Origin of the sequence: Rathayibacter rathayi (genome assembly GCF_004011095.1) — a bacterium.
Lineage (GTDB): Bacteria > Actinomycetota > Actinomycetes > Actinomycetales > Microbacteriaceae > Rathayibacter > Rathayibacter rathayi.
The window spans coordinates 863,573-888,205 of the sequence record NZ_CP028129.1 but is presented as its reverse complement, the minus strand read 5'-3'; the positions used below and the strand labels follow the sequence as shown (position 1 = coordinate 888,205).

The window sequence follows — 24,633 nt, the reverse complement described above, 5'->3', positions numbered from 1 at the left end:
CCTGCCCGGCCTGCGAAGCGTCTCGAGTCGAAGACCCGGAGGAGCCCTCGGAATCCGAAGGAGAAGAAGAGGAAAGGCCCGTATTCGTAAAGTCCGCCACGGGGTTCCACCGTAACAGCAGAACAGGCACGACGGACCGCCGGTCCCGGATCGGTGTTGGCCCGGCCCGGCGATGTTCAGCCCCGGCGGCCGGTCTCGAGCAGCTCCCGCGCGTGAGCGAGGGCGTTCGCGGAGCCGGCGAGCCCCGACAGCAAGCGCGCCATCTCCGACACCCGCTCCTCGGAGTCGAGCTGCGTCACGGCACTCGAGGTCACCGCACCGTCCGAGCCCTTCTCGACGCGGAGGTGGTTGGTCGCGAACGCCGCGACCTGCGCCAGGTGCGTGACGACGATCACCTGCGAGGTCTCGGCGAGCCTCGCGAGGCGCCGACCGATCTCGATCGCGGCCGCGCCACCAACTCCCGCGTCGACCTCGTCGAACACGAATGTCGGCACCGGATCGTTGGCCGCGACCACGACCTCGATCGCGAGCATCACCCGCGACAGTTCGCCGCCCGAGGCCCCGCGGGCCAGCGGCCGAGGTGTCGCACCGGTGTGCGGTTGGAGCAGCATCTCGATCGAGTCGCGCCCGTGCGCTGCCGGCTCCCCCGCCGAGGTCACCTGCACATGCAGGCGCGCGTCCGCCATCGCCAGGGCTGTGAGTTCGTCGCTGACCCGCTCGCCCAACTCCGCCGCCGCCACGGTCCGCACCTCGGTCAGCCGAGCCGCGAGTCGGTCGACGAGACCGGCATCGGCGTCCGTGTCGGCCTCGAGCGCCGCGATCCGTTCGTCGTCACCGTCCAGCTCGAGCAGGCGCAGTCCGGAGGAGTCGACCAGGTCCAGCACATCGTCGAGCGTCGGTCCGTAACTGCGCACCAGCAGGGACAGCTCGGCCCGGCGGTTCTCGATCAGTTCCAGGTCGTGAGCGCCGTCGAGGTCGAGTTCGGCGAGGTAGGAGGAGAGCCCGCCGGCCGCGTCGACGAGGAGCACCGCGGCCTCCTCGAGCGTCAGCACCATCGGTTGGAGGGCCGCATCGTGCTCGGCCGCCCGCTCCAGCACCCGGCGCGCCGTCTCCACCAGCCCGAGCGCGTCACGTCCGTCCAGTTCGTCCGACGAGATCGCCTCGCGGGCTTCGCCGGCCGCGACCCGCAACTGCTCGATGCTGCCGAGCCGGGCCGACTGCGCCGCGAGCTCGACGTCCTCGCCCCGCTGGGGAGCGACGACCTCGATCTCGGCCAGAGCGGAGCGGAGCCGGTCCGCCTCCAGGGCGCGCGCCTCCCGCGCCGCGGTCAGGGAGTCGAGCTCCTCCCGATTCGCTCGCCAACGCTCGAAGACGCTCGTGTAGTCGCGCAGGGCGTCGGCGAGCTCGGGCCCGCCGAAGCGGTCGAGCGCCTCGCGCTGCGCCGCGGCCGACCGGAGTCGGATCTGATCCGACTGTCCATGCACGACCACCAGCTGGTCAGCGAGTTCGCTCAGCACGCTGACCGGGGCACTGCGCCCGCCGACGACCGCGCGACCGCGCCCCTCCGCCGACACGGAGCGAGCGAGCAGCAGCTCGGGGCCGTCGAGATCACCGCCCGCGTCGTGCACCCGCTCGGCGACCGGACCCTCCTCCGGCACGAGCCAGCGGCCGGACACCCACGCCTGCTTCGCCCCGGAGCGCACCGCTGAGGCGTCCGACCGGGAGCCCAGTACCAGGCCGAGCGCCGTGACCACCATCGTCTTGCCGGCTCCCGTCTCGCCCGTGACCGCGGTGAAGCCCGGTCCGAGCGGGAGCGTCGCTTCCGCGATCACTCCGAGATCCCGGATCTGCAACTCTTCGAGCATCGGGCCCTACTCCGTCTCCGCCGACCCCCGCCATCCGCGGATGGGGAGACCGAACTTGTGCACGAGTCGATCGGTGAAGGAGGCGTCGTGCAGGCGCGCGAAGCGCACGGGCACGGGCGAGCGGCGGTAGACGACGCGCGCCCCCGGGGGCAGCTCGTACGCGCGCCGGCCGTCGGCCCAGAGCACGCCGATGCCGTCGGTTCGCTCCTTGACCTCGACGGCGAGGCTCGACGAAGGTCCGACGACGAGCGGACGTGCGAAGAGGGCATGTGCACTGAGCGGCACGAGGAGCATGGCCTCGACCGACGGCCACACCACGGGCCCGCCGCCGGAGAAGGCGTAGGCAGTCGATCCGGTGGGAGTAGACACGACGATCCCGTCGCAACCGAAGCTAGACAGCGGACGCCCGTCGACCCCGACCATCACCTCGAGCATCCGCTCCCGGCTGCCCTTCTCGACGGTGGCCTCGTTCAGCGCCCAGGTCTCGTAGACGACGGTCTCGTCGATGGTGACGTGTACCTGGAGGGTCATGCGCTCCTCCACCGTGTAGTCGCCGTCGAGCGCGCGCGCCACGGCATCGTCCAGATCATCGCGCTCGCTCTCGGCGAGGAAGCCGACGTGGCCGAGGTTGACCCCGAGTAGCGGGGCGGTCCCCGCGCGCACGATCTCAGCCGCGCGCAGGATGGTTCCGTCTCCGCCGAGCACGAACACCAGCTCGATCGACCTCAGCGGGACATCGGCACCAAGCACCGAGACATCGCCGAGATCCGGAGCGACCGTGACGATGTCGCCCTTGTCGTCAGCGCAGAGCACGGGACGAGCGCCGGAGTTCCTCAAGCGGTGCACGACGAGGATCGCCGCGTCGAGAGAGTCCGCCCGTCCGGTGTGGGCAATGACGAGGATGTTGCGCTCGTCAGGAGGGGACTGCATCGAGAGGGTGTCCTTCTGATCGGTCGACAGCGGCGGACACGATCGCGTCACCCGGTGGTGAGCGCGCTGACCGCGTCCCTCCATTCTGTCGGAATCGTCCCCACGTCGCGGTGGAGGTGCGCCAGATACTCGCGATTGCCAGCGCTCCCCGGGAGTGGGGACTCGGCCAGCCCGACGACACCCAGACCGACATCCCAGGCCGCCCAGAGCACGTCCGAGAGCGCCTCTCGACGCAGCTCCGGGTCGCGCACGATCCCTTCGCGCACTCCGGTGCGCCCGACTTCGAACTGCGGCTTCACCAAGACCACGATGTCGGCGAGCGGATCGACCGACGCGGCGATCGGAGGCAACACCATCGTGAGCGAGATGAACGAGACGTCCGACACCACCAGCCGCGGGACAACGTCGGTCCCTGCGGCCTCCGCGAGCCGGGCCGCCGTCAGATCACGCGCATTGAAGCCCTCTACGACGTGAATCCGCTCATCCGACCGGATCCGCGGCGCGAGTTGCGCGTGGCCGACGTCGAGCGCAATCACCGACGCCGCACCGCGTTCGAGCAGCACCTGCGAAAAGCCGCCGGTCGATGCTCCGACATCGAGAGCGTGCGCGCCGCCCACCCGTACCGTCGAGAAGATGTCGAGAGCGGCGATCAGCTTGTGCGCAGCTCGACTGACGTAGTGGTCGAGAGCCGCGGCCGCGATGTCTTGATCCGCACGGACGCGGAGGGATGCTTTCAGCGCCGGCGTCCCGTCCACCGTCACCAGGCCGTCGGCGATCATGCGGGCAGCGCGGGTACGCGAGCGGGCAATGCCCCGTTCGGCGAGAGCGGAGTCGAGGCGGATGACGTCGCTCAACGGTCGCGGTCCGCGTTCTCGAGGCGGAGACGGAGCTGCTCCTGGAGCCGCGTGTAAGTGGAGGCCCGCTCCGGTAGCGGCGCCTGTTCGATCCGCAGCAGTTCGTCAGACAGCGCCGGGTCGTCTGCCGCGTCATGCGCAGCGTCATGCGCAGCGGGATGCGCAGCGGGATCGAAGACGACCTCGCCACCGCCGGCCGCCTGCCACCGCGATTCTAAAGGGGAGTCGTTCTCGTTCATTGATGCTCCTCTTCTCCTGACGCGGCGACGACGGCCATCGTCGCCTCGGCCGAGCGCGTTCCTCCTCGAACGGAAGCGGCCGGTTAAACAGCGATGGCCACCCATTTCTGGGTGGCCATCGTGAATGGTGTCCGGCGGTGTCCTACTCTCCCACAGGGTCCCCCCTGCAGTACCATCGGCGCTGAGAGTCTTAGCTTCCGGGTTCGGAATGTGACCGGGCGTTTCCCTCTCGCTATGGCCGCCGTAACCCTGGCGACACACCCACCCCAAGGTGGATGGTCAAATCTGGGTTACACGCCGTGCGTGTATTCAATTGTTCCGCGCTCCTCGAAGGGCGGCGCGGGGTGCCCGTCTTCTGGGAACCACAAAGTGGACGCAAGCAATCTCTGACCACTCCTACCAGCCTTTACAACGGTATGAGTGTAGTGATTATCAAGTTATCGGCTTATTAGTACCGGTCAGCTCCGACAGTCTTTAGTCCTGTCTTCCACATCCGGCCTATCAACCCAGTCGTCTGGCTGGGAGCCTCTCCCCCGAAGGGATGGAAATCTCATCTCGAAGCCGGCTTCCCGCTTAGATGCTTTCAGCGGTTATCCGTTCCGAACGTAGCTAATCAGCGGTGCTCCTGGCGGAACAACTGACACACCAGAGGTTCGTCCATCCCGGTCCTCTCGTACTAGGGATAGATCTTCTCAAATTTCCTGCGCGCGCAGCGGATAGGGACCGAACTGTCTCACGACGTTCTAAACCCAGCTCGCGTACCGCTTTAATGGGCGAACAGCCCAACCCTTGGGACCTACTCCAGCCCCAGGATGCGACGAGCCGACATCGAGGTGCCAAACCATGCCGTCGATATGGACTCTTGGGCAAGATCAGCCTGTTATCCCCGAGGTACCTTTTATCCGTTGAGCGACAGCGCTTCCACAAGCCACTGCCGGATCACTAGTCCCGACTTTCGTCCCTGCTCGACTTGTCAGTCTCACAGTCAAGCTCCCTTGTGCACTTACACTCGCCACCTGATTGCCAACCAGGTTGAGGGAACCTTTGGGCGCCTCCGTTACTTTTTGGGAGGCAACCGCCCCAGTTAAACTACCCATCAGGCACTGTCCCTGAACCCGATTAGGGTCCGAAGTTAGATATCCAGAGTGACCAGAGTGGTATTTCAACAATGACTCCACGAACACTAGCGTGCCCGCTTCACAGTCTCCCACCTATCCTACACAAGCCACACCGAACACCAATACCAAACTATAGTAAAGGTCACGGGGTCTTTCCGTCCTGCTGCGCGTAACGAGCATCTTTACTCGTAATGCAATTTCGCCGAGTTCGCGGTTGAGACAGCTGGGAAGTCGTTACGCCATTCGTGCAGGTCGGAACTTACCCGACAAGGAATTTCGCTACCTTAGGATGGTTATAGTTACCACCGCCGTTTACTGGGGCTTAAATTCTCAGCTTCGCCATAAGGCTAACCGTTCCTCTTAACCTTCCAGCACCGGGCAGGCGTCAGTCCGTATACATCGTCTTGCGACTTAGCACGGACCTGTGTTTTTAGTAAACAGTCGCTTCCCACTGGTCTCTGCGGCCATCGAACGCTCCCGGAGCAAGTCCGTTCACGCCTCAGGCCCCCCTTCTCCCGAAGTTACGGGGGCATTTTGCCGAGTTCCTTAACCACGATTCTCTCGATCTCCTTAGTATTCTCTACCTGACCACCTGAGTCGGTTTGGGGTACGGGCAGCTAGAACCTCGCGTCGATGCTTTTCTTGGCAGCAGAGGATCACCGATTTCGACTTGCGTCTACCCATCAGATCTCAGGCAACATGAACGACGGATTTACCTATCGTTCGCCCTACATCCTTAGACCGGGACAACCATCGCCCGGCTCGGCTACCTTCCTGCGTCACACCTGTTAATACGCTAAACGCACCAGCACGGGGTCGTACGCTAGGCCCAACGCTTCACCCCGAAGGGATCCATCACAGGGATTCAGATACTTAGCACTACTAGATTGTCGTGGGCGGTTCTTCGCCGGTACGGGAATATCAACCCGTTGTCCATCGACTACGCCTGTCGGCCTCGCCTTAGGTCCCGACTTACCCAGGGAAGATTAGCTTGACCCTGGAACCCTTGGTCTTCCGGAGGACGGGTTTCTCACCCGTCTTTCGCTACTCATGCCTGCATTCTCACTCGTGTGGCGTCCACGGCTGGTTCACACCGCCGCTTCACTCGCCACACGACGCTCTCCTACCCATCAACACGGCTGGACCACGAAGGCCTACCACTAATGTCAATGCCACAACTTCGGTGGCGTGCTTGAGCCCCGTTACATTGTCGGCGCGGAATCACTTGACCAGTGAGCTATTACGCACTCTTTCAAGGGTGGCTGCTTCTAAGCCAACCTCCTGGTTGTCTGTGCAACTCCACATCCTTTCCCACTTAGCACGCGCTCAGGGACCTTAGTTGGTGGTCTGGGTTGTTTCCCTCTCGACTATGAAGCTTATCCCCCACAGTCTCACTGCTGCGCTCTCACTTACCGGCATTCGGAGTTTGGCTGACGTCAGTAAGCTTTTGGGCCCCATCGGCCATCCAGTAGCTCTACCTCCGGCAAGAAACACGCAACGCTGCACCTAAATGCATTTCGGAGAGAACCAGCTATCACGAAGTTTGATTGGCCTTTCACCCCTATCCACAGCTCATCCCCTCCATTTTCAACTGAAGTGGGTTCGGTCCTCCACGACGTCTTACCGTCGCTTCAACCTGGCCATGGATAGATCACTTCGCTTCGGGTCTAGACCCTGCGACTCACAACGCCCTATTCGGACTCGCTTTCGCTACGGCTGCCCCACACGGGTTAACCTCGCCACAGAGCACTAACTCGCAGGCTCATTCTTCAAAAGGCACGCCGTCACCCCAACAAGGAGGCTCCGACGGTTTGTAAGCAAACGGTTTCAGGTACTATTTCACTCCCCTCCCGGGGTACTTTTCACCTTTCCCTCACGGTACTTGTCCGCTATCGGTCATCTGGGAGTATTTAGGCTTATCAGGTGGTCCTGACAGATTCACACGGGATTTCTCGGGCCCCGTGCTACTTGGGATACTCTCCACGCCATAACACCATTTCGACTACGGGGCTCGCACCCGCTCTGGCCAGGCATTCAAACCTGTTCGTCTATGATGCGCTGTAACGTTCCGTGCTCGGCAGAACACGACGAAAAGTCCCACAACCCCGACCATGCAACCCCTGCCGGGTATCACACATGACTCGGTTTAGCCTCTTCCGCGTTCGCTCGCCACTACTAACGGAATCACTGTTGTTTTCTCTTCCTGTGGGTACTGAGATGTTTCACTTCCCCACGTTCCCTCTACCCGCCCTATATATTCAGGCGGGAGTCACCAGGTCACCACAAAGGGCCTGACGGGGTTTCCCCATTCGGAAATCCTCGGATCACAGCTCGTTTATCAGCTCCCCGAGGCTTATCGCAGATTACGACGTCCTTCTTCGGCTCCAGATGCCAAGGCATTCACCGTTTGCTCTTAAAAACTTGAAATCACATGAGTTCAAGAACCCATCACTCACCACATCACACGCACACTCATCGCCAGGAACACCCGAAGGCACCCCCACGAACCCCTCACCCAAGACTCAACGTCCCAGATTTTCCGGTACAGGATTTGAAGTCCTCAACCCGAACGATCCAGGATTTGAAGTCCCAGACCTAAGCGATCCAGGATTTGAAGTCCCGAACCTAAGCGACCCAGGATTTAAAGTCCCAGATCAGAGCGACCCAGGATTTGAAGTCCCAGACCTGAGCGATCCGAGATTTGAAGTCCCGAACCTGAGCGATCCGAGATTTGAAGTCCCAGACCTGTGCAATCCGAGATTTGAAGTCCCAGACCTGTGCAATCCAGGATTTGAAGTCCCAGACCTGTGCGACCGACGATTGAGAGTCCTCGATCTGTTCGACCCAGGATTTGAAGTCCCGGATCTGAGCGACCCGGGATTTACAGTCCCGGATCTATACGATCCAGGATTTGTAGTCCTGAATCTAAGATGCTCGCGTCCACTGTGTAGTTCTCAAAATACGGGCGGTATCCCTCCCCCACACACCCAGGCGTGAGAAAAAGATCCAGAGAGTCGACCCCGCCACCCGAAGGCAACCGGCCCGGTCCCTCAGGACCCAACAGCGTGCATGCACCCGACTCCACCACCCCGACGCGTTCCCAACCCGAAGGCTGTACTAACGCGAGACGATCTCGACGAGCACCTCGTTCAATGTTCCACCCATGAGCGACCAGCAAAGACATTCGCTTTGATCCGGCCCCCTGGAACACCCTACGGTGTCCAGATGCTCCTTAGAAAGGAGGTGATCCAGCCGCACCTTCCGGTACGGCTACCTTGTTACGACTTAGTCCTAATCACCGATCCCACCTTCGACAGCTCCCTCCTTACGGTTAGGCCACTGGCTTCGGGTGTTACCGACTTTCATGACTTGACGGGCGGTGTGTACAAGGCCCGGGAACGTATTCACCGCAGCGTTGCTGATCTGCGATTACTAGCGACTCCGACTTCATGAGGTCGAGTTGCAGACCTCAATCCGAACTGAGACCGGCTTTTTGGGATTCGCTCCACCTTACGGTATCGCAGCCCTTTGTACCGGCCATTGTAGCATGCGTGAAGCCCAAGACATAAGGGGCATGATGATTTGACGTCATCCCCACCTTCCTCCGAGTTGACCCCGGCAGTCTCCTATGAGTTCCCACCATAACGTGCTGGCAACATAGAACGAGGGTTGCGCTCGTTGCGGGACTTAACCCAACATCTCACGACACGAGCTGACGACAACCATGCACCACCTGTATACCGACCTTGCGGGGCAACCATTTCTGGAAGTTTCCGGTATATGTCAAGCCTTGGTAAGGTTCTTCGCGTTGCATCGAATTAATCCGCATGCTCCGCCGCTTGTGCGGGCCCCCGTCAATTCCTTTGAGTTTTAGCCTTGCGGCCGTACTCCCCAGGCGGGGAACTTAATGCGTTAGCTGCGACACGGAGACCGTGGAAAGGTCCCCACATCTAGTTCCCAACGTTTACGGCGTGGACTACCAGGGTATCTAATCCTGTTCGCTCCCCACGCTTTCGCTCCTCAGCGTCAGTAACGGCCCAGAGAACTGCCTTCGCCATCGGTGTTCCTCCTGATATCTGCGCATTCCACCGCTACACCAGGAATTCCATTCTCCCCTACCGCACTCTAGTCTGCCCGTACCCACTGCAGGCCCGAGGTTGAGCCTCGGGTTTTCACAGCAGACGCGACAAACCGCCTACGAGCTCTTTACGCCCAATAATTCCGGACAACGCTTGCACCCTACGTATTACCGCGGCTGCTGGCACGTAGTTAGCCGGTGCTTTTTCTGCAGGTACCGTCAAGCCGAAGCCCTTCTTCCCTACTAAAAGAGGTTTACAACCCGAAGGCCGTCATCCCCCACGCGGCGTTGCTGCATCAGGCTTTCGCCCATTGTGCAATATTCCCCACTGCTGCCTCCCGTAGGAGTCTGGGCCGTGTCTCAGTCCCAGTGTGGCCGGTCACCCTCTCAGGCCGGCTACCCGTCGTCGCCTTGGTGAGCCATTACCTCACCAACAAGCTGATAGGCCGCGAGTCCATCCTTGACCGAAAAACTTTCCACCCACACCCGATGCCGGGGCAGGTCATATCCGGTATTAGACGCCGTTTCCAGCGCTTATCCCAGAGTCAAGGGCAGGTTACTCACGTGTTACTCACCCGTTCGCCACTAATCCACCCAGCAAGCTAGGCTTCATCGTTCGACTTGCATGTGTTAAGCACGCCGCCAGCGTTCGTCCTGAGCCAGGATCAAACTCTCCGTAAAAAAATTACGACCCCCAACCCCAAAGAGAAGGAAATCAAGTTTGACCTCTAGCAAATACGACATCTCTCCGACCCGAAAGCCGGAAGCTGACATCAATTTCCAAAGGAAACCCCACCCGATCCAAAGACCGAGCCGGGATATAAAATTGGCATTGAACATAGTGCACGCTGTTGAGTTCTCAAGAATCGGACACACCCCGCCTCCACACCAAAAAAGATGCTTCACAACGAGAGTGATCGAAAGATGTTTGTCGAGAGCCGGAGCCACTCGATATTTGTGCTTGAATTTGTCTTACGTGCCGAGATCGGTTAAGCTGATGGAGACCAAGGTCTCTATCGCCTCCGTGGCAACTCGACTAACTTAGCACATCCGCAGGCCGTGTCAAATCCGGCTTCATCGTGGTGGTCGCTGCGCGATCGAGGATCGCACCGCTGCACCGGGCGCGGCCGTGAGGCCATGCATCGAGGCCGGGACCGTGTCCCGTGGAGGCTGTGCATCTTACACTCGCCATCCCACAGCCTTCACGAGACGAGTCTCGAACAGACCTGGGAGCGAGTAGATGGTCCCCGCTTGAGGTGGGCCAGCTGGTCTTGACGCTCCGCGCCGGACACTCGCTCGCCGCTCCTTTGGGGTGACGAGGAGTTACATTACGTCGGCGCTCGCCGCCCGGCAAATCACCCGTGTCCCGGGCGTGTCGCAATTCGTGGTCGGGCCCGTCGCGTCTCCGCGAACTTACCCACGCCGCAGCCGGGCGCGATCAGCGGACGAACGCTCCGGCGAAGCTTTTCTTGCCGCGGCGGAGTACCGCGATCCCCTCGATCAGCGGCAGCTCCTCGAGGGTGACGGATTCCGACGCGAGCGCGACGTTGTTCACAGAGAGCCCGCCCTGGGCGAGAGCGCGCCGGGCCTCCCCCATGCTGGCGACGAGCCCCGTCTCGACGAACGCCTGCAAAGCCGGCGTTCCCGCACCGGCGTCCATCGAGGGGACCGCCTCGAGCGCTCCGCGGAGGATGGCCGGATCAATCCCCTCCAGTGAGCCCTTGCCGAAAAGCGCGGCGGATGCGGCGATCACCGCTCGCGTTACCTCCGCTCCGTGCACCAAGGAGGTGACCTCCCACGCGAGGGCACGCTGCGCCTCGCGTCGGAACGGCTCCTGCGCACTTGCCCGCTCGAGCCGCTCGATCTCCGTCCGAGGGAGGAACGTGAAGATCCGCAGGCGGTCGACGACGTCGCGGTCATCGGTGTTGACCCAGAACTGGTAGAACGAATACGGGCTGGTTAGCTCGGGGTCGAGCCAGACGGCGTTGCCCTCGCTCTTGCCGAACTTGGTGCCGTCGGAGTTCATCACCAGCGGAGTTCCGATGGCGTGCACCGAAACGCCCTCCGTGCGGTGGATCAGATCGGTTCCGCTGGTGAGGTTGCCCCACTGGTCGCTGCCACCGGTCTGCAGCACGCATCCGTATTGCCGGTACAGCTCGAGGTAGTCGAGCCCCTGCAGGATCTGGTAGCTGAACTCGGTGTAGCTGATCCCCGCGTCCGAGTTTAGGCGCGCACTGACGGCGTCCTTTTTGAGCATGGTGCCCACGCGGAAGTGCTTGCCGATCTCACGAAGGAAGTCGATCGCGGAGAGCGGAGCGGTCCAGTCGAGGTTGTTGACCAGGCGCATCCCGTTGTCACCCTCGGCCGGAACGAAACGCGAGACCTGGGCTTGCAAGCGCTGCACCCACTCGATCACCGTCTCGCGGGAGTTCAGAGTCCGCTCCGCGGTCGGCCGGGGATCTCCGATCAGACCGGTCGAGCCACCGACGAGTCCGAGCGGACGGTGTCCGGCGAGCTGGAGCCTGCGCATCAGGATCAGTTGCACCAGATTGCCGAGGTGGAGGCTGGGGGCCGTCGGGTCGAATCCGCAGTAGTAGGTGATCGGCTCCCCCGACAGCAGCTCGCGCAGCGCCGCGGCGTCGGTCGAGACGTGCACCGATCCTCGCCAGACCAGCTCGTCCCAGACGGAATCGAAGGCGGGGTCGAGCTGAGGGCTCGGTACGGAGCCGGGGAGGTCCTGGTCGGTCACGACCCCAGGCTAGCGTGGCGGCACCGGCGGAAAAATCAGCGATCAAGCTGTGTGGCTTGATCGGGTGAGATCAAGCCTAGATACTTGACCACGGAGGTGCCATGTTCGTCATCACCGCAGATCAGCGCGACAGCAGACACGACGTCGACCGCGTCGAGCAGGCTATCGCGAGCCTCCTCACCCGGGGCGGCGACTCCTTCGTCCTGCCGCCGGAACGCACCGCCGGCGATGAGTTCCAGTTCGTACTCGACCGGGCCGACGTCGTCGTCGCGCTCGTGCTCGACCTGCACCGCACCGGCCACTGGAGCATCGGGCTCGGCATCGGCCCCGTCGATCGGCCACTCCCCACAACCACGAGGGCGGCGCGCGGCGAGGCGTACTTCGCGGCGCGCCGGGCGGTCGAGGCCGCGAAGGGCCGGCCGACCCGCTTCTCCCTCGACCCCGACGCGCCCGACGCGGACGCTCCCGCATCGGCCGACGTCCTGGCGCTGATCGATCCGCTCCTGCTCCTGCGCGACGCGCGCACGGAGGCCGGCTGGCAGATCGTCGACCTGATCGAGAGCGGCCTCTCACAGAAGGACGCCGCCGAGCACCTCGCCGTCAGCCCGCAGGCGGTCAGCCTCCGAGTCCGCGCGGCGAGCGCCCGACTGGACACGCCGGCGCGCGACGCGCTCGCACGGCTGCTGACGGTGGTCGACCGTACGCTCGACCCCACCGACGAGAGGACCCCCCGATGACGGCCGCCCCCGGCTCCCCCGCACTGCTGCTCGCCTCGGCGCTCCAGCCCGCCTCCTGGACAGGAGTCGTGCTCGTGCTCCTCGGCGGGCTCGCCGGAGCGGTGCTCGCCGTGCGGCTGCGCCGACCGCAGCTGGCCTGGATCGCGCTGGCTGCGGCGGCCGCCGCATTCCTCCTGACGGCGATCGCCGGGCCCTCTGCACCGCCGATCCACTCCGTGCTGGTGACTGTCCTCGCCTTCGCCCTGGCGATCGTCGGCGGCAGTCCGATCGTGCTGCTCACCCTCGACCTGGCCACAGCCGACTCCCGCACCGGCACACACGGCGGAATCATGGTGGCCGGAGGCTTCCGGCCGGCGAGCGCAGGCGCGCCCTCGGCGATCGGGCAGCCGATCGAGGTGCTGCGCGGCGGCACGACGATCGGCGTCCTCGAGCGCATCGCTACCGCCGGCACCCTAATGAGCGGCCTGCCCGAGGGGATCGCGGTCGTCGTGGCGATCAAGGGCGTCGGCCGGTTCAGCGAGCTCGCGTCCCCGGAGGCGCGCGAGCGGTTCATCATTGGCACGCTGGCGAGCCTTGCCTGGTCGGCGGCGCTCGGCATACTCGGCCGGCTCTACCTAACGGGCTAAACCACGGGCTGGCGCACGCCCGGCTCTACCTCGCCGGCAGAGCTCCGGGCGGGCGCCGGGGTACCGCCCGCCGGTAGGGCGAGACGGTCGGCTCGCCCGGGATGCTAAAGCGCCACGGAAACTCGTCGCCGCCACCGACTCCCGAGACCCCGGTCCGCGGGCCGGCGGCGACGGTGGAAGGCGGCCGCCCCGGCAGCAGTTCGAACGCCGCCTCGAGCGGATCGCCCGACTCCGAGAGTTGGACGCCGAGTGCCTTCGCGAGCCGGGCGGGCCCGCGGGCAATGTCCCGATGCCGGACGGGACCCCGCCGGAGCAGGGCCAGCTCCTCCCCCGCGACAATGTCGCCCGCGCGCAGCAGCACCGCCGACGCGGTGCCCACCGGCGAGCAGACGATGTTGAGACATGTATGCATCCCGTAGCTGAAGTAGGCGTAGACGGACCCGGGCGCACCGAACATCGGCGCCGTCCCCGCAGTCGGGCCGCGATAAGCGTGCGAGCCCGGGTCCTCGCCGACGCCGAGGTACGCCTCCACCTCCGTCAGTCGGACACCGACCACACCCTCCCGCGTGCGATGCAGGAGGACACGTCCGAGCAGCTCCGGGGCGACCTCGAGAGCCGAGCGCGAGAGATCCGGCAGGGCCACGCCTAGAAGAAGCTCTGGCCCGACAGCAGAGTGATCGCGATCACGGCGACGATCACGACGGCGGCGACGATCACCAGGGTTCGCTGCTGCCAGGGGCGCAGCGGCGGGCGGCCGTCGTCGCCGGGAGTGCCGCGAAGGGTCACGAGCGCTCCCCGTGGAGTGAGCCGCGGACGACCCGTACGCGCTCGGTCAGCTGGGCGAGCTGCTCCGCGACCCGGTCGGGAGCCGTGCCCCCGACTCCGTCGCGGCTCGCGACCGACCCCTCGATGCTGAGCACCGAGCGGACATCGGGCGTGAGCAGCGGCGAGACCGAGACGAGAGCGTCGTCGTCGAGGGCCTCGAGTCCGAGCCCGCGCGACTCCGCCAGCTTGACCAGTTCGCCGGTGATCTCGTGCGCGTCGCGGAAGGGCACATGCTTCTTCACCAACCACTCGGCGACGTCGGTCGCGAGCGAGAAGCCCTGCGGCGCCAGCTCCGCCATCCGATCGGTGTGGAAGGTGAGGGTCGCGATCATGCCGCTGAAGGCGGGCAGCAGGACCTCGAGGGTGGTCACCGAGTCAAAGACCGGCTCCTTGTCCTCCTGAAGGTCGCGGTTGTAGGCCAGCGGCAGCGCCTTGAGGGTCGCGAGCAGTCCCGTGAGGTTGCCGAGCAGCCGACCGGATTTGCCGCGGGCGAGTTCAGCGATGTCGGGGTTCTTCTTCTGCGGCATGATCGACGACCCGGTCGAGTAGCCGTCGTCGAGGGTGACGAACGCGAACTCGCGCGTGTTCCAGAGGATGATCTCCTCCGCGATCCGCGAGACGTCGATCCCGATCATCGCGCTCACGAACGCGAACTCGGCGACCAGGTCGCGGCTGGCGGTGCCGTCGATCGAGTTGGGCACGCTCGCCGCGAAGCCGAGATCGCGGGCGACCGCCTCGGCGTCGAGGCCGAGCGTGGATCCGGCGAGCGCTCCCGATCCGTAGGGCGAGACGTCGGCTCTGACCGCCCAGTCGCGCAGCCGCTCCAGATCGCGCAGCAGCGCCCAGCCGTGAGCGAGCAGATGGTGCGCGAGCAGCACCGGCTGGGCGTGCTGGAGGTGGGTGCGGCCCGGCATGATCGCGGCCGGATGCGCCGAGGCCTGTGCGGCGAGCGCGTCGATGAGCTGCACTACCAGCTCCGAGACGACTGCGGCGTGGTCGCGGAGGTACATCCGCACGAAGGTCGCGATCTGGTCGTTGCGCGAGCGGCCGGCGCGCAGCTTGCCGCCCAGTTCGGGGCCGGCCTCGAGCATCAGCCCGCGCTCGAGGGCGCCGTGCACGTCCTCGTCGGACTCGTCGGCCGTGAAGCGCCCGTCGGCGACGGCCGCGTCGAGCCGGTCGAGGGCGCTCAGCATCGCGGGAAGTTCGGCGTCGTCGAGGTAACCCGCCGCGGCCAGGGCGCGGGCGTGAGCGCGGGAGCCGGCCAGGTCGTAGGGGGCGAGCTGCCAGTCGAAGTGCGTCGACTTCGAGAGCGCGGCGAGTTCGGGCGAGGGGCCGCCGGCGAATCGGCCGCCCCAGAGCGCTCCGGCCTCGCCCGCGCGGGCGGAGGGTCGTTCCGTCATGGTTCTCCTCGGTTCGGCTGTCGAGTCTACTGAGCGGCGTCGGGGGCGCCCGCGCGCTCCAGGAGCCACACGAGCAAGGCCTTCTGCGCGTGCAGGCGGTTCTCCGCCTCGTCCCACACCACACTCTGCGGGCCGTCGATCACATCCGCGGTCACCTCGTAGCCGCGGTCGGCCGGCAGGCAGTGCAGGAACAGGGCGTCGGGAGCCGCAGCGGACATCGTTCCCGCGTCGACGCGGTAGGCGCCGAAGGTGGCGACCCGCGCGGCCTTCTCGTCCTCCTTGCCCATCGAGACCCAGGTGTCGGTGATCACGATGTCGGAGCCCGCAGCGCCCTCCGCGGGGTTGGTCGTGATGATCGCCGACCCGCCGGTGATCGCGGCGATGCGCTGAGCGTCGGCGAGGACCGCCGGGTCGGGGGCGTACGACTCCGGTGAGACGATGCGGACGTGCATCCCGGCCGTCGCTCCCGCGAGGAGGTACGAGTGCGCCATGTTGCTCGCGCCGTCGCCGAAGAAGGTAAGGGTGAGACCCGCCAGACGTCCGCGGTGCTCGCGGATGGTCAGCAGATCGGCGAGCAGCTGGCAGGGGTGGAACTCGTCCGAGAGCGCGTTGACCACCGGCACGCGGGTGCCGCGCGCCATCTGCTCCAGGCCCGACTGCGCGTAGGTGCGCCAGACGATTGCGGCGACCTGGCGCTCCAGGACGCGCGCGGTGTCCGACGCGGTCTCCTTACCGCCGAGCTGGCTGCTCGCGGTCGAGATGATCAGTGGGCTGCCACCGAGATCGGCGATGCCGACGGCGAAGGAGACGCGGGTGCGCGTGGAGGACTTATCGAAGATCACCGCGACGGTCTGCGGTCCGGCGAGGGGCTTTCGGGCGAAGCGGACGCGCTTGAGGTCGAGGGCGAGATCGAGGATCTCGGCCTGCTCGGCGGGAGTGATGTCGTCGTCGCGGAGGAAGTGGCGGGTCACGGTGCTGGTCGCTTTCAGTGGAGGTACGGGGTCAGAGGGTCTGCAGGGCGCGGCCGAGGCGCTCGGCGAATTCGGCGACATCGGCGGCGGCCACGACGAGCGGCGGCGCGAGACGAATGCTCGAGTCGTTCGCGGCGTTCACGATCAGGCCGGCATCGAGGCAGGCGGCGGCGAGCTCGGCGGCGACCGGGCGAGTCAGCGCGATGCCCAGGAGCAGCCCGGCTCCGCGGACCCCGGCGATCAGCGGCGAGTCGAGCGCGGTCAACGCCTCAACGATCTGATTGCCGCGCTCCCGGGCATTGCCGAGCAGGTCGGCGCGCTCGATCTCGGCGAGCACGGCGCCTGCAACCGCGGTCGCGAGCGGGTTGCCGCCGAAGGTGCTGCCGTGCTGGCCCTTCCGCAGGAGGGAGGACGCCTCGCCGAAGGTCACCAGGGCTCCGATGGGGAAACCGCCGCCGAGCCCTTTGGCCAGGGTGATCGCATCGGGGAGGATCTCGGCCTCCTGGTAGGCGAACCAGCGCCCGGTCCGTCCGACGCCGGTCTGAATCTCATCGACGATGAGCAGGGCGCCGTGCTGGCGGGTGAGCTCGCGCGCACGCTCCAGGTAGCCGACCGGAAGCGGGATGACGCCCGCCTCCCCCTGAATCGGCTCGACGATCAGCGCGGCGACCGACTCGTCGAGCGTGGCCTCCAGAGCACCGATGCTCGCCTCGAGATGCTCGACACCGCCGGGCATCGGCTCGAACGGCGCGCGCATGGCGACCTTGCCGGTCAGGGCGAGCGAGCCCATCGACCGCCCGTGGAACGCGTTCTGCAGGGCGAGAATGCGGTGCCGCCCGCCGGCCGCGTTGAGTCGCGCCAGCTTGAAGGCCGCCTCATTCGCCTCGGTACCGGAGTTGGCGAAGAAGACGCGGCCCTCGTCTCCGGCACCGGTCAGGCGGCGCAGGGTCTCGGCCAGCTCGATCTGTGGGGCGGTCGCGAAATAGTTCGAGACGTGAGCGAGTGCGCTCGCCTGGCGGGACACGGCCTCGACGAAGACGGGATGCGCGTGGCCGAGCGAGTTGACCGCGATGCCGCCGAGGAAGTCGAGGTACTCACGGCCGTCGACATCCCAGACCCGGCAGCCCTCCCCGCGCTCGAGTACGGCGAGCGGAGACGCAAAGGTCTGCATCATCGCGCTCGAGTAGCGCTCACGGGCCGCCTCGGTGCGGGACGCGGTCGTAGAGGTGGACATAGTGGCCTTTCGATCGGAGCGGTCCGGCCACGAGGGCCGACGGTGCGCCCGCCCGGGGCGGGATGGACGCTCGGAGCCGGGGCCGCTGAGGATCAGCGGCCCGACCTTCGCTCCCGGTCGCGGGGATCGAGCGAGGCGACGACTTCGGTGCCGATGCCCTCCGAGGTGAACACTTCGAGCAGGATCGAGTGCGGGATGCGGCCGTCGATGATGGCGGCCTTGGGCACTCCGCCGCGCACGGCGTCGAGGCAGGCGGTCATCTTGGGGATCATCCCCGACTCGAGCGAGGGCAGCAGGGCTGCGAGGTCGTCCGAGCGGATGTGCGAGACGAGCGACTCGCGGTCGGGCCAGTCGGAGTACAGACCGGCCACGTCGGTGAGGACGACGAGCTTCTCGGCGCCGAGTGCGACCGCCAGCGCGGCAGCAGCCGCATCGGCATTGACGTTGAGGGACTGGGTCGGATCGTCGGCGTCGGGGGCGATCGACGACACGACCGGGATCCGCCCGGCCTCCAATTGCGCGAGGACGGCGGCAGGGTCGACGGCGATCACGTCGCCGACCAGGCCGAGGTCGTGCTCCTCGCCGTCGATGACGACGCCGCGGCGGCGCCCGACGAACAGGCCCGCGTCCTCGCCCGAGATACCGGCCGCCAGCGGACCGTGCTCGTTGATCCGGCGGACGATGTCGCGGCTGATGCTGCCGGTGAGCACCATCCGGACCACCTCCATCGCCTCCGGGCTCGTGACGCGGTAGCCGCCGCGGAACTCGCTGGCGATGCCGAGCCGGTCCAGCATCCGCGAGATTTGCGGACCGCCGCCATGCACGACGACGGGGCGGATCCCTGCGTAGCGCAGGTAGACCATGTCCTGGGCAAAGGAGCGCTGCAGCTCCTCCGAGACCATCGCGTTGCCGCCGAACTTGATCACCATCGTGCGGGCGTGGAAGCTCCGCAGCCAGGGCAGCGCCTCGATCAGCGTCGCGGCCTTCGCGGGTGCGGCGTCGCGCTCGGCGCGGCTCTTCGCCGTGGTGGGGGTGTCCTCGCTCACAGCCGCCTCAGCTCGAGTACGCAGAGTTCTCGTGCACGTAGTCGTGCGTGAGGTCGTTGGTCCAGATCGTGGCCGTCGCGTCTCCAGCGTGCAGGTCGATGTCGACGGCGACCTGCCGAGGCGCGAGGTCGACCAGGTCGCGGCTCTCGTGCGGCTCGCCCGCGCGGCAGACCTGCACGCCGTTCATCGCGACGTCGATACCGTACGGGTCGAACTGCGCGTCGGTCGTGCCGACGGCGGCGAGGACCCGGCCCCAGTTGGGGTCGTTGCCGAAGAGTGCGGCCTTGACGAGGTTGCTCCTCGAGATGGCGCGGGCGACCACCACGGCCTCGTCCTCGGTCGCCGCGTTCAGCACGCGGATCGCGACATCGTGGGCGGCGCCCTCCGCGTCGGCCTGTAGCTGGAGAGTGAGGTCGCGGCAGAGGGCGGTCAGCGCCTCGGTGAAGTCGTTCGGGTCGGCCTCGACACCGCTGGCGCCGCTCGCGAGCAGCGCGACAGTGTCGTTGGTCGACATGCAGCCATCGGAGTCGAGGCGGTCGAAGGTGACTCGGGTCGCGGCGCGCAGGGCGGAGTCGAGGGCGGCGGAGTCGAGCGCCGCGTCGGTCGTGATCAGCACCAGCATCGTGGCCAGTCCCGGCGCGAGCATTCCCGCACCCTTGGCCATCCCGCCGATGCTCCAGCCCTGCTCGGAGCGGACCACCGACTGCTTCGGGACCGTGTCGGTGGTCATGATCGCCCGGGCTGCGGACTCCCCCGCGTCCGCGCCCTCGGCGAGCTCGGCAGAGGCGTCGGCCACCCCGGCGGTGAGCTTCCCGAGATCGAGCTGGTCGCCGATCAGCCCCGTGGAGCAGACGAGCACGTCGGCGGCGGAGACCTCGAGACTTTCGCCCACGAGTTCCGCCGTGCGGTGGGTGACCTGGAAGCCCTGTGCACCCGTGTAGCAGTTGGCCCCGCCGGAGTTGAGGACGATCGCCGAGACGACGCCGTCGCGCATCACCTGCTCGCTCCACAGGACCGGGTTGGCCTTGCAGCGGTTGCTTGTGAAGACGGCGGCCGCGCTCTGCAGCGGGCCGAGGTTCTGCACGAGGGCGACATCGCGCGCACCGGTCGACTTCAGCCCCGCGACGACCCCGGCCGCGCGGAACCCTGCTGCTGCGGTGACGCTCACGGCGCGACTCCATTCACGCTCAACCCGAGGGACTCGGGAAGTCCCAGGGCGATGTTGCTCGATTGAACGGCCGCGCCCGCGGTGCCCTTGACCAGGTTGTCGATGGCCGAGACCACGACGACGCGGCGCGCGCGCTCATCGACGGCGAGGCCGATCAGCGCCATGTTCGCGCCCACCACGTCGGCGGTCCGCGGGAAGGACCCCTCCGGGAGCAACTGCACGAAGGTCTCCTCGCCATAGGCGGTCTCCCACGCGGCTCGGACGTCCTGCGCGGAGACTCCGGGGGCGAGCCTCGCCGTGGAGGTCGCCAGGATCCCGCGCGACATCGGTACGAGAACCGGGGTGAACGAGATCGAGACCGGACCGGCGCCGGCGAGGAGGAGGTTCTGCCGGATCTCGGGGTTGTGGCGGTGCGCACCGCCGAGGCCGTAGGCGTGCGCGGAGCCGAGGAGCTCGCTGGCGAGGAGGTCGGTGCGTAGGCTCTTGCCCGCACCGGAGGGACCGACGGCCAGCACCGAGACGAGGTCGGACGGCTCGATCACGCCGGCGTGCAGTCCAGGGGCTAGGCCGAGCGTGATCGCGGTGACGTTGCAACCGGGGACAGCGACGCGCCGCACTCCGGCGAGCGCCTCGCGCTGCTTGCGCCCGCCACCGCCGATCAGCAGCTCGGGGAGACCATAGGGCCAGGCTCCGGCGAAGTCGCCGCCGTAGTAGTCGGCCCAATCCTGCGGGTCGGTCAACCGGTGGTCGGCACCGCAGTCCACGACGAGGACCCCCTCGGGAAGGGTCGCGGTAATCTCGCCGGATTTCCCGTGCGGGAGGGCAAGGAAAACGACGTCGTGACCGGCGAGGTTCTCGGTAGTCGTGTCGACGAGGACGAGGTCGCGCAGCGAGCGCAGATGCGGATGCACGGCGACCAGGGGCTGCCCCGCGTTGGCGTGTGCCGTGACGGTCCGCACCTCGAACTCGGGGTGATCGGCGAGCAGACGCAGGAGCTCGCCGCCCGCGTAGCCACTCGCACCGGCCACCGCCACGGAGAAAGTCATGCCGGAGAGCCTAGCCGGTGCGGACGCGGGGCCCCGCCCGGGGACGCCGGTCGGGGCCCCGCCATCACTCGCGCAGGCGAGCGCCGAAACGCTCCGCCGCCACGGCCACCCCACTCTCCTTGGCCACCGTCGCTTCGGCCGCGGTGAGCGTGCGGTCCGCCGCGCGGAAGCGCAACGCGAAGGTCAGCGACTTCGTACCCTCGGCGAGCCCGGTGCCCCGGTAGTCGTCGACCAGCCGGATCGCCTCGAGCAGTTCCCCCGCGCCCTCGGAGACGGCGGCGCGCACGTCGGCGGCGGCGATGTCGATCGGAACGACGAGCGAGAGATCCTGGGTCGCGGCGGGGAGCGCCCCGACCGGTCGGGCCACGACGACCCTCCCGGCCCGAGCGATCAGCGGCTCGAGGTCCAGCTCGACCACGGCGACCCGGCGCGGCAGGTCCAGCTCCTCGGCCAGCGCCGGCAGCAGTTCGCCGGCGTGGCCGATGACAGCCCCGTCGAGGACGACCTCGGCGGTGCGTCCCGGGTGCAGCGCAGCGTGAGCGCCCTGGCGAAGGACCAGCTCGGCTCCCGTCGCTGCGGCGACCTCGCGGACCACGTCAAGTGCATCGCGCCAGTCGACGTCGCGGCCGGCGACTCCGGGCTGACGCACGACGGCGGCGCCGGTGAGCAGCGCAGCGAGGTGGCGCGGCTGTGGGGGGATCCCCGCGTCCAGTTCCGCCTCCACCTCGACAGAGGGACGGGCGCCGCCGACGGGCAGCGCAGCCGAGCCGTACGGGCGTCCGGCCGCCGGGAGAAACACGGAGCCGAGCTCATAGACGGCCAGGTCGACCAGGCCGCGTGAGCGGTTGCGGGCCGCGACCTGGACGAGCCCCGGCAGGAGCGAGATTCGCAGCTGGGCGGCGGTCGCGTCGAGCGGATTCGCGAGGGTGATCTGCTCCTGCGGCTCTCCGCTGGCCGATCCGAACCGGTCGTTCATTGAGCGGGACAGGAAGGGGTAGGAGAGGACCTCGGTCAGCCCCGCGGCGGCGAGCGCCTGAGCGAGGGTGCGGCGCAGGCGCTGGCCCGGGGTGAGGCCGCGCCCGGGAGGCGCGACCGGGAGGACTGCGGGGATCCGGTCGTACCCAGCGATGCGGGCGACCTCCTCCGCGAGCGTCGCGCGATCCGTCAGGTCCGGACGCCAGCTCGGCGGCGTGACCAGAAGTCCCGAGCCGCCGACCTCGACCGACGCGCCGATCTCGACGAGGGCGCCGCGGATCTCCTCCAGCGTGTACTCCACACCGATCAGCCCGGCGATGTAGCCGTCGGGTAGCTCAATGGGCTCGGCCCTGCGCGGGTCGGCGAGGACCGAGCCGAGCTCGTCCGCCGTGCCCCCGGCGAGCTCCACCAGGAGCTGCACTGCGCGGGCGGCGGCGACGGACGCGACCTGCGGGTCGACGCCGCGCTCGAACCGCCGCGACGCCTCGCTCGGCAGCTTGTGCCGACGGGCCGTTCGCGCCACCGAAACCGGGTCAAAATTCGCGGCCTCGATCAGGACATCGGAGGTGGAGCCCGAAATCTCGGTGCGCGCGCCTCCCATCACTCCGGCGAGGCCGATCGCCCCGCCGTCGTCAGCGATCACGAGATCTTCAGCGTGCAGACGGCGCAGCTGCCCGTCGAGCGTCTCGAGGGTCTCGCCGGGTGCGGCGCGACGCACGACGATGCCGCCCTTCAGGGTCGTCAGGTCATAGCCGTGCAGCGGCTGGCCGAGTTCGAACATCACGTAGTTGGTGATGTCGACCACGAGCGAGATCGAGCGCACTCCCGCAAGGCGCAGTCGCGCAAGCATCCACGGCGGCGTCGGACGCGATGTGTCGATCCCGCGGACGACGCGCGTCACGAACACCGAGGCGCCCGTGCGTCCCCGGATCGGGGCCTCGTCGGCGACCGTCACCGGGAAGACGGGAGCGGAGTCCGCGCGCTCCTGCGGCGCAAGCGCCTGCGCCGGGTCGCGGAAGGCGGCTCCGGTGGCGTGCGCGTACTCGCGGGCGATGCCGCGGATCGAGAAGGCGTAGCCGCGGTCGGGGGTCACATTGACCTCGACCGCCGCGTCGTCGAGTCCGAGGAGCGCGATCGCATCGGCGCCCGGCTCCGGGTCGAGGCCGAGAGAGGCGAGGCGAAGGATGCCGTCGTGCTCCTCGCCGACGCCGAGCTCGCGGCTTGAGGCGATCATCCCGTCGGATACATGGCCGTAGGTCTTTCGAGCCGAGATCGGGAACGGGCCGGGCAGGACCGCGCCCGGGAGCGAGACGACGACCTTGTCGCCGGCCGCGAAGTTGTGCGCGCCGCAGACGATGCCGCGGACGTCCTCACCGCCGTCGGCCGCCCGCTGTCCCTCCGGCGCCACGCGCACGCGGCACCAGTTGATCGTCTTGCCGTTCTTCTGAGGCTCGGGAGCGAGGTCGAGCACCTCGCCGACGACGACGGGACCGGTCACCTCGAAGCGGTGGACGTCCTCCTCCTCCAGACCGACCGACACCAGGGCCGCATGCACGGACTCCGTCGTGACGTCGTGCTCGAGGTCGACGTACTCCCCCAGCCAGCTCAGCGGGATCCGCATCAGATCACCATCCCGTACTGCTCACTGAAGCGGACGTCGCCCTCGACCATGTCGCGCATATCCTTCACGTCATTGCGGAACATCAGGGTCCGCTCGATCCCCATTCCGAAGGCGAACCCGGAGTAGTCCTCCGGGTCGATTCCGGCCGAGCGCAGCACGTTCGGATTGACCATGCCGCAGCCGCCCCACTCGATCCAGCGGGCGCCGCCGACAAAAGTGGGGTGCCAGATGTCGAGTTCGGCGCTGGGCTCGGTGAAGGGGAAGTAGTTGGGGCGCAGGCGGATGCGGGCGTCGTCGCCGAAGAGGATGCGGGCGACGTGCTCGAGGGTGCCGCGCAGGTGCGCCATCGTTAGGCCGCGGTCGACGGCGAGGCCCTCGAACTGGGTGAAGACGGGGGTGTGCGTCGCATCCAGCTCATCAGTGCGGTAGACCCGGCCGGGGGCGATGACGTAGAGCGGCAGCGGGCGCTCGAGCATCGAGCGGATCTGCACCGGCGAGGTGTGCGTGCGCAGCACCAGGTGCGAGCCGACGGGATCGACGAAGAAGGTGTCCTGCATGGCGCGGGCCGGGTGGTCCTCGTCGAAGTTCAGGGCATCGAAGTTGAACCACTCGTTCTCGAGTTCCGGGCCCTCCGCGATCTCCCAACCCATCCCGACGAAGACGTCGGCGATCGACTCCTGGAGCAGCGAGAGCGGATGGCGGGCGCCCCGGCGCACGAAGCTGGCGCCGGCGGTGACGTCCACGCGCTCGGCCTCGAGTGCGGCCGCGTTCTCGGCCTTGACCAGCTCCGCCTCCCGGGCGGCGTAGGCGTCACCGACCTGCTTCCGAGCCCCGCCGACGAGCTTGCCGGAGGCGGCCTTGTGCTCGGGCGGAACGGAGCGCATCTGCGCGTTGAGGCGGGCGAGGGTTGAGCCCTCGCCCAGGTGGGCTGCTCGGGCGGACTTCAGGGCCGTGGAGTCGCTTGCCGCGCCGATGACGGCGAGGGCGTCGGCGACCGCGGCGGAGACGGCCTCATCGGTGATCGGGTTGCTCTCTGACACGATCCCCCAGTGTAGGCGAGCCCCTCTGCCCCCTCCCGCCGCCCGCGCGTACCCCGCCCCGCCCCGTCTCGCCCGCGATGGCGTGCACCACCGCCACCGGTGACGCCGAGC

General features: G+C 67.0%; 17 protein-coding genes and 3 rRNA genes. 2 read left to right on the top strand and 18 right to left on the bottom strand.

The window, feature by feature from the left end; all coding sequences use genetic code 11:
• Window positions 1–176 precede the first annotated feature (176 nt).
• The 8 genes from recN to tyrS all read right to left on the bottom strand — a co-directional run bounded on the left by recN (window position 177) and on the right by tyrS (window position 11,833).
• Complete coding sequence (gene recN / locus C1O28_RS04430) at window positions 177–1,865, bottom strand: DNA repair protein RecN (RefSeq protein ID WP_097166923.1); 1,689 nt, start codon at window positions 1,863–1,865, stop codon at window positions 177–179.
• Window positions 1,866–1,871: 6 nt separating this feature from the next.
• Window positions 1,872–2,795: an NAD kinase gene (locus C1O28_RS04425; RefSeq protein ID WP_097167065.1), complete on the bottom strand. Its 924-nt coding sequence runs from the start codon at window positions 2,793–2,795 to the stop codon at window positions 1,872–1,874.
• A 47-nt stretch (window positions 2,796–2,842) separates the two neighbouring features.
• The gene (locus C1O28_RS04420; protein WP_237398126.1) at window positions 2,843–3,649 is read right to left on the bottom strand and encodes a TlyA family RNA methyltransferase; all 807 of its coding nucleotides are present in this window, start codon (window positions 3,647–3,649) and stop codon (window positions 2,843–2,845) included.
• Complete coding sequence (locus tag C1O28_RS04415; RefSeq protein WP_097166922.1) at window positions 3,646–3,888, bottom strand: hypothetical protein; 243 nt, start codon at window positions 3,886–3,888, stop codon at window positions 3,646–3,648. The genes C1O28_RS04420 and C1O28_RS04415 overlap by 4 nt, the downstream gene beginning before the upstream one ends.
• A 129-nt stretch (window positions 3,889–4,017) precedes the next feature.
• Window positions 4,018–4,134: ribosomal RNA gene (rrf, locus tag C1O28_RS04410) — 5S ribosomal RNA — on the bottom strand.
• A gap of 182 nt (window positions 4,135–4,316) precedes the next feature.
• A 23S ribosomal RNA gene (locus tag C1O28_RS04405) occupies window positions 4,317–7,433 on the bottom strand.
• Between the two features lie 809 nt (window positions 7,434–8,242).
• A 16S ribosomal RNA gene (locus C1O28_RS04400) occupies window positions 8,243–9,765 on the bottom strand.
• The 16S, 23S and 5S rRNA genes sit together here, the layout of an rRNA operon.
• Window positions 9,766–10,522: 757 nt before the next feature.
• Entirely contained in the window at window positions 10,523–11,833 is a 1,311-nt protein-coding gene (gene tyrS, locus C1O28_RS04395; protein ID WP_097166423.1) for a tyrosine--tRNA ligase, read from the bottom strand.
• A 101-nt stretch (window positions 11,834–11,934) separates the two neighbouring features.
• On the opposite strand from tyrS, the gene C1O28_RS04390 reads away from it, so the two are divergent.
• Window positions 11,935–12,570 (top strand): DNA-binding protein, encoded by a 636-nt coding sequence (locus C1O28_RS04390; protein WP_097166424.1) that lies wholly within the window; start codon window positions 11,935–11,937, stop codon window positions 12,568–12,570.
• Entirely contained in the window at window positions 12,567–13,196 is a 630-nt protein-coding gene (locus tag C1O28_RS04385) for a hypothetical protein (protein WP_237398271.1), read from the top strand. Before C1O28_RS04390 ends, C1O28_RS04385 begins: the two co-directional genes overlap by 4 nt.
• Before the next feature lie 25 nt (window positions 13,197–13,221).
• On the opposite strand, the gene C1O28_RS04380 is transcribed toward C1O28_RS04385, so the two are convergent.
• From C1O28_RS04380 to pheS, 10 genes are all read right to left on the bottom strand, one after another.
• Complete coding sequence (locus tag C1O28_RS04380; protein WP_097166425.1) at window positions 13,222–13,839, bottom strand: DNA-3-methyladenine glycosylase; 618 nt, start codon at window positions 13,837–13,839, stop codon at window positions 13,222–13,224.
• A gap of 2 nt (window positions 13,840–13,841) precedes the next feature.
• Window positions 13,842–13,982, bottom strand: coding sequence for a hypothetical protein (locus C1O28_RS15060; RefSeq protein WP_160487591.1), 141 nt, complete (start codon window positions 13,980–13,982; stop codon window positions 13,842–13,844).
• The gene (gene argH / locus C1O28_RS04375; RefSeq protein WP_097166426.1) at window positions 13,979–15,421 is read right to left on the bottom strand and encodes an argininosuccinate lyase; all 1,443 of its coding nucleotides are present in this window, start codon (window positions 15,419–15,421) and stop codon (window positions 13,979–13,981) included. Before argH ends, C1O28_RS15060 begins: the two co-directional genes overlap by 4 nt.
• 26 nt (window positions 15,422–15,447) lie before the next feature.
• Window positions 15,448–16,392 (bottom strand): ornithine carbamoyltransferase, encoded by a 945-nt coding sequence (argF, locus tag C1O28_RS04370; protein ID WP_097166427.1) that lies wholly within the window; start codon window positions 16,390–16,392, stop codon window positions 15,448–15,450.
• A 31-nt stretch (window positions 16,393–16,423) separates the two neighbouring features.
• Window positions 16,424–17,626 carry an acetylornithine transaminase gene (locus C1O28_RS04365; RefSeq protein ID WP_097166428.1) on the bottom strand — a complete coding sequence of 401 codons (1,203 nt, stop codon included), beginning with the start codon at window positions 17,624–17,626 and terminating at the stop codon, window positions 16,424–16,426.
• A gap of 92 nt (window positions 17,627–17,718) precedes the next feature.
• Entirely contained in the window at window positions 17,719–18,672 is a 954-nt protein-coding gene (argB, locus tag C1O28_RS04360) for an acetylglutamate kinase (RefSeq protein WP_181024727.1), read from the bottom strand.
• 7 nt (window positions 18,673–18,679) lie between these two features.
• Window positions 18,680–19,840, bottom strand: a complete 1,161-nt coding sequence (argJ, locus tag C1O28_RS04355) for a bifunctional glutamate N-acetyltransferase/amino-acid acetyltransferase ArgJ (RefSeq protein WP_097166430.1) — start codon at window positions 19,838–19,840, stop codon at window positions 18,680–18,682.
• Window positions 19,837–20,886 carry an N-acetyl-gamma-glutamyl-phosphate reductase gene (argC, locus tag C1O28_RS04350; RefSeq protein WP_097166431.1) on the bottom strand — a complete coding sequence of 350 codons (1,050 nt, stop codon included), beginning with the start codon at window positions 20,884–20,886 and terminating at the stop codon, window positions 19,837–19,839. Before argC ends, argJ begins: the two co-directional genes overlap by 4 nt.
• A gap of 64 nt (window positions 20,887–20,950) precedes the next feature.
• Complete coding sequence (gene pheT / locus C1O28_RS04345) at window positions 20,951–23,482, bottom strand: phenylalanine--tRNA ligase subunit beta (protein ID WP_097166432.1); 2,532 nt, start codon at window positions 23,480–23,482, stop codon at window positions 20,951–20,953.
• Entirely contained in the window at window positions 23,482–24,522 is a 1,041-nt protein-coding gene (gene pheS, locus C1O28_RS04340; protein ID WP_097166433.1) for a phenylalanine--tRNA ligase subunit alpha, read from the bottom strand. The genes pheT and pheS overlap by 1 nt, the downstream gene beginning before the upstream one ends.
• Window positions 24,523–24,633 lie beyond the last annotated feature (111 nt).

Bases quoted from the DNA above. Each gene is read 5' to 3' on its own strand.
- C1O28_RS04385 (WP_237398271.1), top strand. From the start codon at position 12,567: ATGACGGCCGCCCCCGGCTCCCCCGCACTGCTGCTCGCCTCGGCGCTC.
- argH (WP_097166426.1), bottom strand. From the start codon at position 15,421: ATGACGGAACGACCCTCCGCCCGCGCGGGCGAGGCCGGAGCGCTCTGG.
- argC (WP_097166431.1), bottom strand. From the start codon at position 20,886: ATGACTTTCTCCGTGGCGGTGGCCGGTGCGAGTGGCTACGCGGGCGGC.
- C1O28_RS04425 (WP_097167065.1), bottom strand. From the start codon at position 2,795: ATGCAGTCCCCTCCTGACGAGCGCAACATCCTCGTCATTGCCCACACC.
- C1O28_RS04365 (WP_097166428.1), bottom strand. From the start codon at position 17,626: ATGTCCACCTCTACGACCGCGTCCCGCACCGAGGCGGCCCGTGAGCGC.
- pheT (WP_097166432.1), bottom strand. From the start codon at position 23,482: ATGCGGATCCCGCTGAGCTGGCTGGGGGAGTACGTCGACCTCGAGCAC.
- C1O28_RS04390 (WP_097166424.1), top strand. From the start codon at position 11,935: ATGTTCGTCATCACCGCAGATCAGCGCGACAGCAGACACGACGTCGAC.
- recN (WP_097166923.1), bottom strand. From the start codon at position 1,865: ATGCTCGAAGAGTTGCAGATCCGGGATCTCGGAGTGATCGCGGAAGCG.
- C1O28_RS04415 (WP_097166922.1), bottom strand. From the start codon at position 3,888: ATGAACGAGAACGACTCCCCTTTAGAATCGCGGTGGCAGGCGGCCGGC.